Here is a 16,952-nt window from a genome sequence, read left to right as displayed (position 1 = left end):
GGCTCCGGTTGTTGGCGCCCATGATAGAGCCAGAGGGCGCCAGGCTGCGAGTCTATTCAGGCGCGGTTGCCGGGGCGTTTCAGAAAACGCTCCAGCGTGCTGTAAAGCAGGCCGCTATCGAGCGGCTTACCGAGGAAATCGTCCATGCCCGCATCCAGTCCATGCTGGCGGTGCTCTTCGAGGATGTGTGCAGTCAGGGCGATAACCGGTACTGCAGGGAGCTGGCGGCTGCGCTCCAGGCGCCGGATTTGTCGGGTGGCTTCGAAGCCGTCCATCACCGGCATCTCGCAGTCCATCAGGATCAGATGCACGGCAGCCGGGTCACGGCTGTATTCATCGACGGCGGCCTGGCCATTGGTGACCAGGCGCACGCTGTAGCCGCGTTTCTTCAGGAAGCCCTGAACCACTAGCTGATTCACCGGGTTGTCTTCTGCTACCAGTATGCAGGGGGCGTTACTGTTGTCGCTGCGCATATCTCTGACCAACTGATGTACCTTTGCCCGGGGTTCTTCGTATAACCCGGTGAGTGCCTGACGCAGTGCGTTGATCGCCACCGGCTGGGCCAGGTGTTGCAGACGCAGGCCCTGGCTCGCCGGTAGCTGCGGACAGGCTTCGGGCGGGCAGATCAGCAGCACGCGCTGCTGCGCCTGTAGTTTTGGCCTGATTGAATCGAGCCAATGGTTGACGCCACCTGGCCAGGGCGCCATTAGTACCAGCAGCGGTGGCGCCGCGAAATCCTCCAGATAGTCCTGCAGTCGCTCCGGTGTCTGGCAACGCTCGGTGCGCATGCCCCAGCGACCGAGCAGGCGGCTCATGGCATCCAGCCCAAGGCCATCGAGCGAGGCGAGCAGGGCGGTGCGGCCCGCCAGCAGGCGGTTGAGCTCTTCAGGCACGTCCTGCTCGCTCAGCAAGGGGATGTCGAAGGCAAAACGAGTACCCTGGCCGAGGGTGCTCTGTACCTCGATCCGCCCGCCCATCATCTCCACCAGTTCCTTGCTGATGGCCAGCCCCAGACCGCTGCCGCCATAACGGCGCGTGGTGCTGGAGTCGCCCTGGGCGAAGGATTCGAACAACTGTGCCAGCGCCTGCTCGCTGATGCCGATGCCACTGTCGCTGACGGCGAATATCAGGTGCGGCTTACCATGGCTGTCGCTGCGGCGGCTGACGCTGACTGCCACATGGCCTTCTGCGGTGAACTTCAGGGCGTTGCTGAGCAGGTTCATCAGCACTTGCTTGAGCCGCGTCGGGTCACCCTGAATGCGCCGTGGTACGCCATTTTCCAGGCTGACGTAAAGGCGCAGGCGCTTGTCCAGAGCCTGGCCGGTGAACAGGCTGAGGGTCTCGGAAATCATGTCCTCGAGATCGAACTCGATCTGCTCCAGACTGAGCTTGCCTGACTCGATACGGGCGTAGTCGAGGATGTCGTTGATCACCGCCATCAGCGAACTGCCGGAGCTGGAGATGGTATCGACATAGAAGCGCTGGCTGCGATCCAGCGGCGTTTCACGCAGCAGTTGCAGCATGCCCAGCACGCCATTGAGCGGGGTGCGGATCTCATGGCTCATCTTGGCCAGGAAGCGGCTCTTGGCCTGGCTCTCGAAGGCTGCCTGCTCTGCTGCCCGGCGAGACTGGAAGCCTTCTTCCTTGAGCAGGTTGATGCGGTCGGCCAGGCCGATGGACAGGGTGATCAGCTCAATGGTCACGCCGATCTTCACCACAGTGGCGCCGAATACGCCGAATACTTCCAGCCCCAGCGAACCGGTAGTGGCCTGGATGAAGGCGAACAGCAGAATGGCCCAGGCCAGCGTGTAATAAGAGCCGTAGCGCACGCCGCGGCGCCAGACATAGATGCCGGTCAGCAGCAGGATCAACGAGACCAGGGAAACGGTGACGCTGGCGAGGATGTTCCACGCCGCGAAGCCAATCAGTGGCACCGACAGCAGGCAGCCGACGCAGATCAGCATCAGCAGACGCAGGTAGGTGTCCAGGCGTGGAAAGTACTGTCGGGCGTGAAGAAAATGGCGGCTGAACTGGATGGCCGTGAGGCAGTGCAGGTACATGAGGACATAGATGCTCACCGACTGCAAGGCCACGTGCTCGGGCAGCAACTTGAACAGCATGCCATCGAAGCAGGCGGCGAGCAGACCAACGTTGAGGTTGTAGGCCAGGTACCAGAGATAAGCCGATTCGCGCAGCGACAGATAAAGAAACAGGTTGTAGCAGAACATGGCGAACAGCACGCCGTAGAACGCGCCGTTGAAACCCATCAGATTCTCCTGCGCCGCCGCGCTTGCGCCATAAGTGGCAAAGAACAGCGGCACGAACACCGTGCTGGTGGTTTCCACGCGAACCAGCAGCGTGCTGACGCCGGGTTCGAGCTGCATGGGGAACCAGAAATTGCGCACCTGCACCGGCCGTTGGGAGAAGGCGAAGGTGTCGCCGCTTTCCTGTTGCAGGCTTTTGCCATCGGGGTTGATCAGGTGAACCTGCAGGTGATCGAGCAGTGGATAATTGATTTCAAGGTAGCCGCCCACCTCATGTTTCAAGGCATTGACCAGGCGAATCTTGAACCACCAGACCGAAGCATTCTTGCCGAGATTGGCATGTTCGCCGCTGACTTTACGAAAGTCGTCATCATCCAGGGCCAGCACCTGCTCGACGTTGAGGGTACCGCCCACGTCCTCGTAGTAACCGGTGTACGGCCCGAGAGACAGGCGCAGGTCGTCGCTATCCAGCGGCGCAGGCGTAAGGGCCCATGCCGGGCAGGCAAGCCACAACAGCAGCAAAACCAGGTGAAGGCGAGGCATCCGTGAACCTCAGAAAGTGTCTGCAAATCATTGCGCGTGGCCGTGCTGCGTTGAAAACAGCCTTGAAATGTCCGTGCACCGCCACGCACCGCGCGTTTCTCGACCTGATCCTAGCTCGGCTTGCTAAAAGCCTTTTCAAAGGGCCGTTCAGCAGAGCGGGAGTCGTTCCTTTGTAACGTCACGTGGCGACATCCTTAGGGTAGCTGACCGCGAACGCTGGCCATAAAAAGGGGAGCTGAAGCTCCCCTGGGTCCTTGCGCGTCACTTTGCCTCTATGTGTCGCAGCCTTCAAGCGTCGCGATCATGTTGGCCAACCAGGCTGTCCACGGGAGGAACACGGGTGTCGCTTTCCATCTGTGCATCGTGCTCCAACTGATGGCTGAAACGCTCCAGCGAACCCTGGGCCGGCTGGGCGTCGCTGGCGAATACCGGCGGACTCATCATGTAGGCAGTGAGCAGGCGGCTTAAGGCCTTGAGGCTGTCGATATGGGTGCGCTCGTAGCCATGGGTGGCGTCGCAGCCGAAGGCCAGCAGTGCCGTGCGAATGTCATGGCCGGCGGTGACGGCCGATTGCGCATCGCTGTGGTAGTAACGGAACAGATCACGGCGCACCGGCACCTCCTGTTCGGCAGCCAGGCGCAGCAACTGACGTGACAGGTGATAGTCGTAGGGCCCGCCGGAGTCCTGCATGGCCACGCTGACCGCATGTTCGCTGGATTGCTGGCCCGGTGCGACCGGTGCGATATCGATGCCGACGAACTCGCTGACATCCCAGGGCAGGGCAGCGGCGGCGCCGGAGCCGACTTCCTCGGTGATGGTAAACAGCGGGTGGCAGTCGATCATCGGTTGCAGGCCCTGATCGCGAATCGCCTTGAGTGACGCCAGCAGCGCTGCGGCGCCAGCCTTGTCATCGAGGTGACGGGCGCTGATATGCCCGCTTTCGGAGAACTCCGGCAGCGGATCGAAGGCGACGAAATCACCCACGCAAACGCCGAGTGAATCGCAATCGGCACGGGTGGCGCAGTAGGCGTCCAGGCGCAGCTCGACGTGGTCCCAACTGATCGGCATGGTGTCGACGGCGGTGTTGAAGGCGTGCCCGGAGGCCATCAGCGGCAGCACGCTACCGCGAATCACGCCGTTGTCGGTGAACAGGCTGACGCGACTGCCTTCGGCGAAGCGGCTCGACCAGCAGCCCACCGGCGCCAGGCCGAGACGGCCGTTGTCCTTGATCTCGCGGACGATGGCGCCAATGGTGTCGAGGTGCACGGAAACGGCACGGTCGAAACGTTCGTACTCGCTCTGACGCCCACGCAGGGTGGCGCGGATGGTGCCGCGGCGGGTCAGCTCGAAGGGGATTTCCAGCTCTTCGAGGCGTTCGGCTACGTAGCGCACGATGGTGTCGGTGAAACCGGTAGGACTGGGGATGGCGAGCATCTCCAGCAGTACCTTCTGCAGGTAGTCCAGATCAGGTTCGGGTAACTGTTGCATGCAAGCTCCTCGCATTCGGATTGCCCCTCTCCCGTGTGCGGGAGAGGGCCGGTGGGAGAGTGTTCAGCTCGTTGCCTGGCTTAGCGGGAACAGCAGGTCGACGAAGCGCTCGGCCGTCGGCTGCGGCTCGTGGTTTGCCAGACCGGCCCGTTCGTTGGCCTCGATGAACACGTAGTCGGGCTGGTCGGCCGCCGGCACCAGCAGGTCGAGGCCGACCACCGGGATTTCCAGGGCTCGCGCGGCTTTGATTGCCGCGTCGCGCAGAGCGGGATGGAGAACCGCGGTGACGTCTTCCAGGGTGCCGCCGGTGTGCAGGTTGGCTGTCTTGCGTACCGCCAGGCGCTGGCCTGCCGGCAATACGCTGTCGTAGTCGAGGCCGGCACCGTGCAGGGTTCGCAGGGTTTCGGCGTCCTTGGGAATGCGGCTTTCGCCGCCGGTGGCAGCCTGACGACGACGGCTTTGGGCATCGATCAGCTCGCCGATGCTATGGCGACCATCGCCGAGGATCTCGGCCGGGCGACGAATGGCGGCAGCCACCACTTCGTAGCCGATCACCAAAATGCGCAGATCGTGCCCCTCGTGATAGCTCTCCAGCAGCACGCGCTGGTCGAACACGCGGGCGCGCTCAATGGCTTCCTGCACTTCACCCGGCGTGCGCAGGTCTACCGCCACGCCCTGGCCCTGTTCGCCGTCAACCGGTTTGACCACCACCGAGCCGTGCTCGGCGAGGAAGGTGGCGTTGTCCTCCGCACTGCCGGCCAGACGCTGGGCCGGCACGCTTAGACCGGCGCGCGAGAGGGCACGGTGGGTCAGGCGTTTGTCCTGGCACAGGGTCATGCTCACGGCGCTGGTCAGGTCGCACAGCGATTCGCGGCAGCGGATGCGCCGACCGCCGTGGCTGAGGGTGAACAACCCGGCTTCTGCGTCGTCCACCTGCACCTCGATACCGCGGCGCAGCGCCTCGTCGACGATGATGCGTGCGTAAGGGTTGAGCTCGGCCTGCGGGCCCGGCCCGAGGAACAGCGGCTGGTTGATGCCGTTCTTGCGCTTGAGACTGAAGGTCTGCAGCTCGCGAAAACCCAGTTTGGCGTAGAGGCGCTTGGCCTGCTTGTTGTCGTGCAGCACCGACAGATCAAGATAGCTCAGCCCGCGGCTCATGCCGTGCTCGATCAGGTGACGCACCAGTACTTCACCGACGCCAGGGCGGCTGCACTGGGGGGCTACTGCCAGGCACCACAGGCTGCTACCGTTTTCCGGGTCGCGGAAGGCCCGTTGGTGGTTGAGCCCCATGACGCTGCCGATCACGTCGCCACTGTCTTCATCCTCCGCCAGCCAATAGGTCGGGCCGCCTTCGTTGTAGGGCGTGAGCTTGGCCGGGTCGATCGGCAACATGTTGCGGGTTTGATACAGGCAGTTGATGGCCTGCCAGTCTGCCTCGTTCTGCGCCCGGCGAATGCGAAAACCCCGGAAAATGCGCCGTGCCGGACGGTAGTCGGTGAACCACAGGCGCAGCGTGTCGGAAGGGTCGAGAAACAGTTGCTGCGGCGCATGGGCCAGCACCTGGTGCGGTGCGGCGACATACAGGGCGATATCGCGCTCGCCGGGTTGCTCGGCGAGCAGCGCCTCGGCCAGCACGGTGGGGTCCGGGTAAGTATGGCCGATCAGCAAGCGGCCCCAGCCGCAATGGATGGCCTGCGGCTGGCTTGGCTGGCTGGCGTGGTCTTCGGCCAGGCGCGCTTGCAGACGCTCGTAGGAGGGCGTCTGGCCGCGCAGCAGGCGTTGGTTGAAGGCAGTGGAGCGCATGGAATAGTCCCTGTCCGTGTTCACTACGTCCGGTCTGAGCCGGATCGTCATTGAGTCGCGACAAATCCCGGCTTTACCGGGCTACGACCATTGATCCTGCAAGAGCGGCCAAAAGGCCGCTCCGTCTCAGTTACAGACCCTGCTCGCTCAGCCACAGGTTGAGCGCCGCCAACTGCCACAGCTTGGAGCCGCGCAGGGGGGTGAGCTGGCTCTCTGGATTAGTCAACAACTGGTCGAGCATGTTCGGGTTGAACAGGCCACGATCCTGGCTGGGGTCGAGCAGCAGGTCGCGCACCCAGCCGAGGGTGGCGCCTTCCAGGTGCTTGAGACCCGGTACCGGGAAGTAACCCTTGGGCCGGTCGATCACCTCGCTGGGGATGACCTTGCGCGCCGCTTCCTTGAGCACGTACTTGCCGCCTTCAGGCAGCTTGAACTGTGCCGGGATACGCGCCGACAGCTCGGCCACGCGGTAGTCGAGGAACGGTGTGCGCGCTTCCAGGCCCCAGGCCATGGTCATGTTGTCCACGCGCTTGACCGGGTCATCGACCAGCATCACCGTGCTGTCCAGGCGCAGCGCCTTGTCCACTGCGGCGTCGGCGCCCGGCATGGCGAAGTGCTCGCGAACGAACTCGCCGGCCATGTCGCCGGTCAGCCAGGCGGGTTGCACGCAGGCCGCGTACTCGTCGTGCTCGCGATCGAAGAAGGCGGCGCGGTAGGCGGCGAAGGCATCCTTGGCGCCATCGACCTGCGGGTACCAGTGGTAGCCAGCGAACAGTTCGTCGGCGCCCTGGCCGCTCTGCACCACCTTGCAGTGCTTGGCCACTTCGCGCGAGAGCAGGTAGAAGGCGATGCAGTCGTGGCTGACCATCGGCTCGCTCATGGCACGGAAGGCCTGCGGCAGCTGGTCGAGAATCTCATGCTCGCCGATACGCAGCTGATGGTGGCGGGTGGCGAAGCGCTGGGCGATCAGGTCCGAATACTGGAACTCGTCGCCACGCTCGCCACCGGCATCCTGAAAACCGATGGAGAAGGTCAGCAGATTCTCCACGCCGGCTTCGCGCAGCAGGCCGACCAGCATGCTCGAGTCGACGCCACCGGAGAGCAGCACGCCGACGTCCACGGCGGCACGCTGACGAATGGCCACGGCTTCGCGCATGGTTTCCAGCGTCAGGTCGCGCCATTCTTCCAGGCCGTACGCCGCTTCATCGCCTTGCGGGCCGAACTGCAGGGTCCACCAGGTCTTCTGCTCGATCTTGCCGTCGGCATCGACGCGCATCCAGGTGGCCGGCGGCAGTTTTTCAACACCCGCCAGGATGGTGCGCGGCGCCGGCACTACGGCATGGAAGTTCAGATAATGATTGAGGGCGACGGCATCGAGCGTCTTGGCGATATCGCCACCCTGCAGCAGGGCTGGCAGCGACGAGGCGAAACGCAGGCGCTCGCCGGTGCGTGACAGGTACAGCGGTTTGACGCCGAGGCGGTCGCGGGCGATGAATAGGCTCTGTGCGTCGCGTTCCCAGACGGCGAAGGCGAACATGCCGTTGAGCTTGGGCAGCAAGGCTTCGCCCCAGGCGTGATAACCCTTGAGCAGTACCTCGGTGTCACCGCCGGAGAAGAAGCGATAGCCCAGCGCTTCCAATTCGCTGCGCAGTTCGGGGTAGTTATAGATGGCGCCGTTGAACACCATCGACAGGCCGAGATCACTGTCGATCATCGGCTGGCCCGAAGCTTCGGCCAGATCCATGATCTTCAGGCGGCGGTGGCCGAGGGCGACGGGGCCCTGGCTATGAAAACCGTGGGCGTCGGGGCCGCGAGGGGCGAGATGATGGGTGATGCGTTCGACTGCCGCCAGGTCCGCGGGGCGTCGATCAAAACGTAGTTCTCCAGCTATTCCGCACATAGTTCCTTACCGGTGTTGCCGTTGGGGAGTGGCTCGTGGCCGAGCCTTTTACACCAAAACAAGAAAATGCTTTCATGTCAAAGTAATGGTGGTTAAGGATTGGTGTTTATGGAAGCTAAAAAAGTTCCTGCTGAAATAGATCTGTCATCTGTCATGGCCTTTGAAATGCCACTATTTCAGGCGCTGCGGCGTCTGCAGCAGGCGGGGGAAGTGCACGCCAAGCGTCTGGCCCGTTTTGGCGGTCTGACCCCCATGCAGTTGATGGTCCTGCAAGTACTGGCCAGCGAGACTCGCATGACTGCCAGCGTACTCAGCAGCCGCGTCAGCCTGACGGCCGCGACGCTTTCCGGTTTGCTCGATCGCCTTGAGGAGCATGGGTTGTTGCAGCGCCAGCGCGACAATCAGGATCGTCGAAGGCAATGGCTGCTGATAAGTGATGCGGGCCGCGAGCTGATTCAGCAGGCGCCTTCACTGATGCCGCCGGAGTTCAACCAGCGTTTTGCCGTGCTGGCCGATTGGGAGCGCCACAATCTGACGGCGGCGTTGCTGAGGGCCGCCGAGCTGTGCGGCGAGATGGACTGAGTCGACGCGCTTTTTTCAGAAAAAATTCAAGCAGGGTGTTGACTTAGCTTCGCCACCTGCATAAAGTGCGCGCCTCGCTAAGGCACATGGGTGGTTAGCTCAGCCGGGAGAGCATCTGCCTTACAAGCAGAGGGTCGGCGGTTCGATCCCGTCACCACCCACCATTAGCGAATTCGGACGCAAGTCCGGCCGACGCGCAGCGGTAGTTCAGTCGGTTAGAATACCGGCCTGTCACGCCGGGGGTCGCGGGTTCGAGTCCCGTCCGCTGCGCCATTATTTCCCGGATCGAGCTTGGCTCGGTTCGAGATGGCAAGGCCCGTAAGGGCGCCATCGGATGCTACAGAGTTTCAAGAGTTCTTTGGACGCAAGTCCAGCCGACACGCAGCGGTAGTTCAGTCGGTTAGAATACCGGCCTGTCACGCCGGGGGTCGCGGGTTCGAGTCCCGTCCGCTGCGCCATATAGAAGCCCGCTGATCGCAAGATCAGCGGGTTTTTCTTTGCCTGCGACTTTTCGTCATCTTGTCTTCATGCGGGCAAAGTAGCTTGCTATCGATCAGGCGAAATGACCCAGGAGAATGCCCGATGGACGATTATCAGGAAGAGCTGCTCGAGCGCGATGCCCTCGTTCAGGACGCGTCCGACGCTGATGTCGAAGACGACGCCACCGAACTCTGAGCTTCACCGCTCGCCCTGCGCTGTGCGCGACGATAGTCGCCCGGCGTTTGCCCCAGCCAGCGTTTGAAGGCGCGCTGGAAGGCTTCGGCCGAGGCGAAGCCGAGCAGGTAGGCGATCTCGCCGAAGGCCAGCTCGGTGTCACGGATATAGGCCGTGGCCAGGTCGCGGCGGGTATCGTTGAGGATGCTGCGAAACTGCGTGCCTTCCTCAGTTAGCCTGCGCCGTAGCGTCCAGCTCGGCAGGTGCAGGCTGCGCGCGACTTCATCCAGATCCGGTTCGTGCCCGTGCAGCAATGGGCCGAGTAGTTGGATCACCCGTTCGCGAAGGCTTCGCGTGCGGGTCAGCTGCTCCAGTTCGCGTTCACATAACTCCACAAGATGCCGCCAGGTGCCGGGGCAATGCCGCGGGTTGCGCAGCGCCAGGGTTTCATTGCTCAGGCGCAGGCGGTTGGCGCCAGCGCTGAACTCTACCGGGCAGCCGAACAGCGCCTCGTAGCGCTCGCCATAGTCCGGCGCTGGAAATTCGATTTCGATCTTTTCCAGGAGGATGGTGCGATCGACCACCTGGCCCAGGTTGGTCTGCCAGCCTGCCAGCACCGAATCCACCACGAAGCGGTTATAGGCGTTGTACGGGCTGATGGAATAGAAGTGCAGCCAGGCGCCGCGGGCGTCTTCGCGAAAACCGGAACGGCCTCGATAATTGGCGGCGTACAGCGGTTCGAATCGGGTCAGGGTGCGCGCTGCTTCGCGAAGGTCCGGCGCCTGCATGGCGCAGATGCCAGCCAGGCCGATCTGGCTCAGATGGCTGTGGCGACCCATGTCCAGGCCCAATGCCGGATCGCCGCACAAGGTTATGGCGCTGTGGCCGAGGCGCATGAAACGGGGAATCGACAGGCGCGCCCTTGGTTCGCTCAGACGGGCGGCATCCAGGCCGAACTGCTCGAACAGCGGCTCGGGCGGCCGGCCTTTGGCGCGCAGTGCATCGGCCAGCGCCAGAGTGAAGCCGACGGAAAGGTCGCCGAGACGAACGCGAGAGGTTTTCATAACCAGAGGTTGATCAGTTGCGCGCCGCGCTCGTCCGAGCCTCGTTCGCTACGACCGGCATCGAACGCCAGGGCTTGAGGCTGGCCGCTGCGTTCCCACAGCCTGCCGCGCAGATGGACTTTCATTGCCGCACGAATGCCGTGGGCCTGCAGTCGCTCGCCGAGTTCGGCATCGTCGCTCTGGCCATCCAGGTCGCTGGGCATGGCCAGAAGTTCGGCGGCGTCGCCATTGAGCGCTTCGTTCTGCAACTGACCGATGCTGCCGCCCAGCAGCACGCCAAGCCGGCCGGCAGGGGTATCCAGCACCTGCAGGGTCGCCGGCGCTGCGGTTTTCAGATTGGCAGCGCTGAAGGTGTGGCGTTGTGGCTGGCCCAACGGGTTGCCGGCCCGGTCGAATACCAGGCTGGTGTTGTACAACGGCCCGCGCCCGACTTCGAGGCGACCCAGCTCCACGCGAGGCTCGGGCAGGACGATCGAGCCGGCCACCAGGGTGATCTGGTAGTCGCGGGCCAGGTCGCCGAACAGCTGCTGGTAGTCATGCGCCATCGATTTCGCTTTGGTGCGTAGCATGGCGTCGTCCAGGCGCGCTTCGCTCCCCGCATTCAGCAGCGCGCCGAGAAAATCCATGGGGTTGGTCGCCACCAGCCAGCGCATGGCCTGCTGGCGTTCGGCGGCGCGGTGTAGCGCTTCCTTCTCGCCCACGGCCAAAAGCCAGGTGCCGATATGCTCGGGCAGCACGACGACGGTGCGCTCGTTGAGCAGGCCCTGGTCACGGGCGTGGTCCAGATAGGCAGCGAGTTTCAGGCGCAGGCGCGCGAGGCTCTGATAGTCGGCGGCGAACAGCTCCGGCTGGATGCCCAGCAGGTTGCCGCGTGGGCCCGGCTGGCCGATATCGAGCGCGACCTGGCTGCGCAGATCGGACAGGTAATGGCTGCTGGGGCGCTGTTCGATCCAGTGGGCGTAGCTGCCGAGACCGGCTAGCAGAGTCAGCGAGAGCAGAAGGGTGATCAGTAGGCGCATTTCAGGGTGTTCGGTTGGATTGCGGTGCAGGTTAGGTCGGTCGAGCCGTGCTGCCAAGATATGTTGCTATTTTTGATCATTATCTTGTCACTTTTGATCATTGAGCCTGGCTGGCGGCCTCTTTATCGTCTGGCTCCATAACCGACCGCGTGACCATGAGACCGCGGCAATCCGTGAACTGCACCGCGATGTGGAGATTTCCATGACTGCTCGTTACCCGCACCTGCTGGCCCCGCTCGACCTCGGCTTCACCACGCTGAGCAACCGCACCCTCATGGGCTCCATGCACACCGGCCTGGAAGAGAAGCCGGGCGGCTTCGAGCGCATGGCGGCCTACTTCGCCGAGCGTGCCCGGGGCGGCGTTGGCCTGATGGTCACCGGCGGTATCGGCCCGAACGAGGAGGGCGGCGTGTACGCTGGCGCGGCCAAGCTGAGCACGGTCGAGGAGGCGGAGAAGCACAAGATCGTCACCCAGGCCGTGCACGAGGCCGGTGGCAAGATCTGCATGCAGATCCTGCATGCCGGGCGTTATGCCTACAGCCCGAAGTCCGTGGCCCCCAGCGCCATCCAGGCGCCGATCAACCCGTTCAAGCCGCGCGAGCTGGACGAGGAGGGCATCGAGAAGCAGATCGCCGACTTCGTCAATTGCGCCGCGCTGGCCCAGCAGGCCGGCTACGACGGCGTCGAAGTGATGGGCTCGGAAGGCTACTTCATCAACCAGTTCCTGGTCGCTCACACCAACCACCGTACCGACCGCTGGGGCGGCAGCTTTGATAACCGCATGCGCCTGCCGGTGGAGATCGTGCGCCGCGTGCGTGAGGCGGTCGGGCCGAACTTCATCATCATCTATCGCCTGTCGATGCTCGACCTGGTCGAAGGCGGCAGCACCTGGGACGAGATCGTCCTGCTGGCCAAGGCCATCGAACAGGCCGGCGCTACCCTGATCAACACCGGCATCGGCTGGCACGAGGCGCGCATCCCCACCATCGCCACCAAGGTACCGCGCGCGGCCTTCACCAAGGTCACCGCCAAGCTCAAGGGCGAGGTGAACATCCCGCTGATCACCACAAACCGCATCAACACCCCGGAAGTGGCCGAGCAGGTGCTGGCCGAGGGCGATGCCGACATGGTGTCCATGGCGCGCCCCTTCCTCGCCGACCCGGACTTCGTCAACAAGGCCGCCGAAGGCCGCGCGGACGAAATCAACACCTGCATCGGCTGCAACCAGGCCTGCCTGGATCACACCTTCGGCGGCAAGCTGACCAGTTGCCTGGTCAACCCGCGCGCCTGCCACGAGACCGAGCTCAACTACATTCCCACCACCACGGTGAAGAAGATCGCCGTGGTCGGCGCCGGCCCGGCCGGCCTCGCTGCTTCCACCGTCGCTGCCGAGCGTGGCCACAGTGTGACCCTGTTCGATGCGGCCAGCGAGATCGGCGGCCAGTTCAACGTGGCCAAGCGCGTGCCGGGCAAGGAAGAGTTCTATGAGACCCTGCGCTATTTCAAGCGCAAGCTGGAAACCACCGGTGTCGACGTGCGCCTCAATACCCGCGTGTCGGTGGATGACCTGGTGGCGGGCGGTTTCGACGAAATCATCCTGGCCACCGGCATCGCCCCGCGTACTCCGGATATTCCGGGGATCGAGCATCCCAAGGTGATCGGCTACCTGGACGCGATTCTCGAGCGCAAGCCGGTCGGCCAGACGGTGGCGGTGATCGGCGCCGGTGGTATCGGCTTCGACGTCTCCGAGTTCATCACTCACCAGGGCAAGGCCACCAGTCTCGATCGTGACGAGTTCTGGAAGGAGTGGGGTATCGATACCTCCCTCGAAGCGCGTGGTGGCGTGGCTGGCGTACAGGCGCATCCGCACCCGGCGGCGCGTCAGGTGTTCCTGCTGCAGCGCAAGAAGTCCAAGGTTGGCGATGGTCTGGGCAAGACCACCGGCTGGATTCACCGCACCGGGCTGAAGAACAAGAACGTACAGATGCTCAACAGTGTCGAGTACCTGAAGATCGACGATGCCGGCCTGCATATCCGCATCGCCGGTGGCGATGAGCAGGTGCTGCCGGTCGACACCGTGATCGTCTGTGCGGGGCAGGATCCGCTGCGCGAGCTGCAGGAAGGGCTGGAAAGCGCAGGTCAGCGCGTGCACCTGGTCGGTGGCGCGGATGTCGCCGCCGAGCTCGATGCCAAGCGCGCGATCAACCAGGGCTCGCGCCTGGCGGCCGAACTCTGATCGAACCGACGCCCCGCCTTATGCGGGGCGTCTGCTTAGTGGCTGACAATAACAAGGAGAAGCCCATGTCGCTCGATGCTCAACTCAACCCATCCGCCGCCGCCAGCCTGGCGCGCTGGCACCAGTTCGTCGCGGCCAGGGACCTGAGCGCCTTGCCTGAGCTGCTACATCCGCAGGCGGTGTTTCGTTCGCCCATGGCGCATACGCCTTATCCGGGCGCGCAGGCAGTTAATCTGATCCTCAATACGGTGCTCAAGGTGTTCGAGGATTTCACCTATCACCGGGAGCTGGCCTCGGCCGATGGCCTCAATGTCGTGCTGGAGTTCTCCGCACGGGTGGGCGAGCGCGAGCTCAAGGGCATCGACATGATTCGTTTCGACGAGTCGGGGCGGATCGTCGAGTTCGAGGTCATGGTGCGCCCAATGAGCGGGCTGCAGGCCCTCGGCGCGGAAATGGCTCAGCGCCTCGCGCCTTTTCTCGCCGCAGCCAAGGGCTGAGGCGCGCCCTATTTGAGGACACCCACTTCACGGTAGAAGCGCTCGGCACCGGGATGCAGCGGTATCGGCAGGCCATTGGTTGCCCGCTCCAGCTGGATGTCCCTGGCGGCCGGATGAGCTTCGGCCAGGCGGCCCAGGTTCTCGAAGAGCAGCCTGGTCATCTGATAGGCCAGGTCGTCGGAAACGCTGGTCTGGCTCACCAGAAGGTTGGTGATGGTCGCCGTGGTCACGTCGCTGGCCTGCCCCTTGTAAGTGCCGGCCGGGATGATGCCTGGCTGATAGGCGCCGCCGATACGTGACACCACCTGCTCCGGAATGGCCACGAAGGTGATCGGCATGCGCTCGGCCAGTTCGCGAATGGCCGCCATGCCCAGACCGGCCGACTGCAGGGTGGCGTCCAACTGGCCTTTTTCGATCAGTTCCACCGACTCGGCATAGGGTTTGAACTCGACCTGCCCCATGTCTTTGTAGCTCAGACCTGCGGCCTTGAAGATGGCCCTGGCATTGAGCTCGGTGCCCGAGCGCGGGGCGCCGACGGAAATACGCTTGCCGCGCAGGTCTTCCAGACTGCGGATGCCTGACGCCTGGCTGGCGACGATCTGGATGTAGTTCGGGTAGATGCCGGCAATGGCCCGCAGGCGGTCACGCGGTGCCCTGAAGCCGGCGTCCTCGTTGCCTTTCCAGGCGTCGGCCACCGAGTCGCCAAGGGCGAAGGCCAGCTGGCCACGGGCGATCTGTAGCAGATTCAGGTTCTCCACCGAGGCCTTGGTGGCGCGTACGCTGGTGGTCGAGCCTTCGATGTTCTCGCCATAGAGGTCGGATAGGCTCATGCCCAGCGGGTAATACACGCCACTGGTGCCGCCGGTGAGGATGTTGATCGAGGTTGGGTTGGCATGAGTGTTGGGACTGTTGACCAGGATCGCGGCAGCGACGAGCAGGCCAAGCCGTTTGGCTAAGCGCATGGTGAATTCTCCGTTATTGTTGTTCTTCGAGCTGAGCGAGTCAGCGCAGGGCTATGCAGGCGTGGGACAGGCATTCGCCAGGTGCAGTGAGCGGGAAGGATTGGCAGTGAAACGATGGCGGAGCATGGCTGACCTCTTGTCTTTTTTATCAGTCCGGTCGCGCAACGGGCGCGTGGGGGATGTATGACGAGCAGGTGACGTGCCAGGTTGTCGCAATGCCGTTGCAGAGCGGGTGCGGATTTCGCAGCTGGCTTCTCTAGGCGGAAATTCGCTTGTCTGGTCGGGTCGTGGTGGCAGAAATCCGCCGATTGGCCCGTGCCAGGTAGGCCAGGCACCGAGCAATGGTCGCCCCGGAACTTAGCGCTCTCATCACATTTTGGCGTCAGCGGTGCGCCTATCCGGCCTGGCTCGCAGAATGAGTGCCAACCCAGTCACATTGCTGGGGGCGGGTTTTCCCCTAGACTTGCCTGACCGATCAGGGACGGCATCAATCGCCAAAGCAGGATGGGCTTTGGCGATCGATGTCGTACGCGCATATCCCCCGTTGGTTCAGAGGGCCTTCGATGAGCATGCAGAACAAGCCGCAGATGGTGGAAGCCGTGATGTTCTTCAGTGAACGCGGTATCTGCAAACAGATGATGTTCCCTGAGTTCGAAGCCTTGCTCGACGGTGTGGTGAACATGCCCGAGTTCGCCGACGAGCAGATGCGTGCGGTATTCGTGGCGATCAACCCGCGCCTGCTGGTCAGGTCCGCGGTGTTCTTCTTGCTGGATTTCGACGAGGACGGTCGCCCCGACAAGGGCTGGAACATTCCTCTGCAGCATCTGGCCGAGCGCGCCGGCCGAGGCCCGGATCTCGGTGCCGGGCCGATTCGCCTGGCTTGTCGCAGCCAATGCCCGGTGTCCTGGCACCAGATGCATTTGTGGGACCCGAGCCTGGCGCCCGGGCAGAACGATCTGGTGCTGCTGCGTGATGCGGTCAAGCGCAATCAGCTCGGCCTGCTGGTCGAGGACGACAGCGCCCAGGCGGTGGTTGCCGAACGTTTGCAGGTGGCCTCCGAAGACAAATGGTATGCGCCAGATCCGGCCAAGGAAGTCGCTGACCAGTTGGCGCAAAAGATGGACCAGGAGCACCGCGCCAAGACCGCGCAGCTGATTCAGCAGCAGCGCCTGCGTATCACCAGCCTGACCCAGCAGCATGAGGAAGAACTGGCCAAACTCAAGCTGGCCAGTGAGGAGCAGAGCAAGCATCTGCAGGCGCAGCTGCATGGCCTGCATCAGGCGCTGCGCCAGCAGGAGGAACTCAACGCCAGTCTCAAGGCGCAGCTGGCGGCACAGGCGGAAAGCTTCCAGAGCAGCCGTGAGGAAATGGCCCAGCAGCTGCGTGCCCTGGAGCGTCACGGGCGCACCGAAGGCGATATCCTGCGCGCCCAGTTCGACAGCGAGCTGAAGGCGAAAGTCGCCGCGGCGGTTGCCGAGTACAAGGAACAGATCGCCATTCGCGACGTGGAACTGGCCTATCGCAACGAGCTGGACGCTCAGCAGCAGGCGGAGATCGAGCGTCTCAAGCGTGAGCGCGATGCCTTTGCCAGTCAGGGCGCAGACCAGGTGCTGGAGCGCTTGGCCAAACTCGGCGTGGTGTTCGTGGTGTACCATCCCGGCGCCGGGCACCTGACCATTGCGCTGCAGGATGTTGCCCGTTATCAGTACAACCCCATGGCCTACGCCGCAGCCAAATGCTTCGTTTCCGAAGAACAGTACCGCCACTGGCTGGCGCATTATCAGCAGCCCAGCTGCGATGCCACCTTGCCCAGTGGAGAACGCTGCGCCATTCCCATCGACCGTGTCGATACGCCCAGTCGTTTCACGCTGGGTGATTCGAACTGCTGTACGCGGCACAAGGCGAGTAGCCGTTTGCGTACCGTCAGCTGATTTTGCAGG

11 protein-coding genes and 3 tRNA genes are annotated in these 16,952 nt (G+C 63.4%); 7 read left to right on the top strand and 7 right to left on the bottom strand.

The window, feature by feature from the left end; translation table 11 throughout:
* Positions 1 to 56: 56 nt before the first annotated feature.
* The 4 genes from DXK50_RS06295 to DXK50_RS06280 form a co-directional block, all read right to left on the bottom strand.
* Positions 57 to 2,807 (bottom strand): hybrid sensor histidine kinase/response regulator, encoded by a 2,751-nt coding sequence (locus DXK50_RS06295; RefSeq protein ID WP_212629714.1) that lies wholly within the window; start codon positions 2,805 to 2,807, stop codon positions 57 to 59.
* A 288-nt stretch (positions 2,808 to 3,095) separates the two neighbouring features.
* Positions 3,096 to 4,295: an osmoprotectant NAGGN system M42 family peptidase gene (locus DXK50_RS06290; protein ID WP_161866954.1), complete on the bottom strand. Its 1,200-nt coding sequence runs from the start codon at positions 4,293 to 4,295 to the stop codon at positions 3,096 to 3,098.
* 63 nt (positions 4,296 to 4,358) lie between these two features.
* Entirely contained in the window at positions 4,359 to 6,098 is a 1,740-nt protein-coding gene (gene ngg, locus DXK50_RS06285; RefSeq protein WP_161866953.1) for an N-acetylglutaminylglutamine synthetase, read from the bottom strand.
* Positions 6,099 to 6,228: 130 nt separating this feature from the next.
* A complete protein-coding gene (locus DXK50_RS06280) occupies positions 6,229 to 7,998 on the bottom strand; it encodes an N-acetylglutaminylglutamine amidotransferase (RefSeq protein ID WP_212629713.1) in 1,770 nt (589 codons plus the stop codon).
* Positions 7,999 to 8,106: 108 nt separating this feature from the next.
* Here DXK50_RS06280 and DXK50_RS06275 point away from each other — a divergent pair, with 108 nt between their 5' ends.
* The 4 genes from DXK50_RS06275 to DXK50_RS06260 all read left to right on the top strand — a co-directional run bounded on the left by DXK50_RS06275 (position 8,107) and on the right by DXK50_RS06260 (position 9,038).
* Positions 8,107 to 8,580, top strand: coding sequence for a MarR family winged helix-turn-helix transcriptional regulator (locus DXK50_RS06275; protein ID WP_161866951.1), 474 nt, complete (start codon positions 8,107 to 8,109; stop codon positions 8,578 to 8,580).
* Between the two features lie 88 nt (positions 8,581 to 8,668).
* Positions 8,669 to 8,744: transfer RNA gene (locus tag DXK50_RS06270), tRNA-Val, on the top strand.
* 32 nt (positions 8,745 to 8,776) lie between these two features.
* Positions 8,777 to 8,853: transfer RNA gene (locus tag DXK50_RS06265), tRNA-Asp, on the top strand.
* 108 nt (positions 8,854 to 8,961) lie between these two features.
* A tRNA-Asp gene (locus DXK50_RS06260) sits at positions 8,962 to 9,038 on the top strand.
* 168 nt (positions 9,039 to 9,206) lie between these two features.
* Here DXK50_RS06260 and DXK50_RS06255 read toward each other — a convergent pair.
* Positions 9,207 to 10,298, bottom strand: coding sequence for an AraC family transcriptional regulator (locus DXK50_RS06255; RefSeq protein WP_212629712.1), 1,092 nt, complete (start codon positions 10,296 to 10,298; stop codon positions 9,207 to 9,209).
* Positions 10,295 to 11,317, bottom strand: a complete 1,023-nt coding sequence (locus tag DXK50_RS06250; RefSeq protein WP_212629711.1) for a carbon-nitrogen hydrolase family protein — start codon at positions 11,315 to 11,317, stop codon at positions 10,295 to 10,297. Before DXK50_RS06250 ends, DXK50_RS06255 begins: the two co-directional genes overlap by 4 nt.
* A 202-nt stretch (positions 11,318 to 11,519) precedes the next feature.
* Here DXK50_RS06250 and DXK50_RS06245 point away from each other — a divergent pair, with 202 nt between their 5' ends.
* Positions 11,520 to 13,553: an NADPH-dependent 2,4-dienoyl-CoA reductase gene (locus DXK50_RS06245; RefSeq protein WP_212629710.1), complete on the top strand. Its 2,034-nt coding sequence runs from the start codon at positions 11,520 to 11,522 to the stop codon at positions 13,551 to 13,553.
* A 65-nt stretch (positions 13,554 to 13,618) separates the two neighbouring features.
* On the top strand, positions 13,619 to 14,050 hold the full coding sequence (locus DXK50_RS06240) for a nuclear transport factor 2 family protein (protein ID WP_143502116.1): 432 nt from the start codon (positions 13,619 to 13,621) through the stop codon (positions 14,048 to 14,050).
* Between the two features lie 8 nt (positions 14,051 to 14,058).
* On the opposite strand, the gene DXK50_RS06235 is transcribed toward DXK50_RS06240, so the two are convergent.
* Positions 14,059 to 15,012, bottom strand: a complete 954-nt coding sequence (locus DXK50_RS06235; protein WP_212629709.1) for a TAXI family TRAP transporter solute-binding subunit — start codon at positions 15,010 to 15,012, stop codon at positions 14,059 to 14,061.
* A 563-nt stretch (positions 15,013 to 15,575) separates the two neighbouring features.
* Between DXK50_RS06235 and DXK50_RS06230 the strand changes: the two genes are divergently transcribed.
* A complete protein-coding gene (locus DXK50_RS06230) occupies positions 15,576 to 16,943 on the top strand; it encodes a chromosome partitioning protein ParA (protein ID WP_212629708.1) in 1,368 nt (455 codons plus the stop codon).
* Positions 16,944 to 16,952: the final 9 nt, after the last annotated feature.

Origin of the sequence: Pseudomonas sp. KB-10 (assembly GCF_018221585.1) — a bacterium.
GTDB lineage: Bacteria > Pseudomonadota > Gammaproteobacteria > Pseudomonadales > Pseudomonadaceae > Aquipseudomonas > Aquipseudomonas yangonensis.
The sequence above is the reverse complement of the archived record's forward strand: the minus strand, read 5'-3'. Positions and strand labels throughout refer to the sequence as shown.

What these genes read in the sequence shown, in the direction of transcription:
- DXK50_RS06240 (WP_143502116.1), top strand. Translation starts at nt 13,619, where the DNA reads ATGTCGCTCGATGCTCAACTCAACCCATCCGCCGCCGCCAGCCTGGCG.
- DXK50_RS06255 (WP_212629712.1), bottom strand. Translation starts at nt 10,298, where the DNA reads ATGAAAACCTCTCGCGTTCGTCTCGGCGACCTTTCCGTCGGCTTCACT.
- DXK50_RS06230 (WP_212629708.1), top strand. Translation starts at nt 15,576, where the DNA reads ATGAGCATGCAGAACAAGCCGCAGATGGTGGAAGCCGTGATGTTCTTC.
- DXK50_RS06275 (WP_161866951.1), top strand. Translation starts at nt 8,107, where the DNA reads ATGGAAGCTAAAAAAGTTCCTGCTGAAATAGATCTGTCATCTGTCATG.
- DXK50_RS06235 (WP_212629709.1), bottom strand. Translation starts at nt 15,012, where the DNA reads ATGCGCTTAGCCAAACGGCTTGGCCTGCTCGTCGCTGCCGCGATCCTG.
- DXK50_RS06290 (WP_161866954.1), bottom strand. Translation starts at nt 4,295, where the DNA reads ATGCAACAGTTACCCGAACCTGATCTGGACTACCTGCAGAAGGTACTG.
- ngg (WP_161866953.1), bottom strand. Translation starts at nt 6,098, where the DNA reads ATGCGCTCCACTGCCTTCAACCAACGCCTGCTGCGCGGCCAGACGCCC.
- DXK50_RS06280 (WP_212629713.1), bottom strand. Translation starts at nt 7,998, where the DNA reads ATGTGCGGAATAGCTGGAGAACTACGTTTTGATCGACGCCCCGCGGAC.
- DXK50_RS06250 (WP_212629711.1), bottom strand. Translation starts at nt 11,317, where the DNA reads ATGCGCCTACTGATCACCCTTCTGCTCTCGCTGACTCTGCTAGCCGGT.
- DXK50_RS06295 (WP_212629714.1), bottom strand. Translation starts at nt 2,807, where the DNA reads ATGCCTCGCCTTCACCTGGTTTTGCTGCTGTTGTGGCTTGCCTGCCCG.
- DXK50_RS06245 (WP_212629710.1), top strand. Translation starts at nt 11,520, where the DNA reads ATGACTGCTCGTTACCCGCACCTGCTGGCCCCGCTCGACCTCGGCTTC.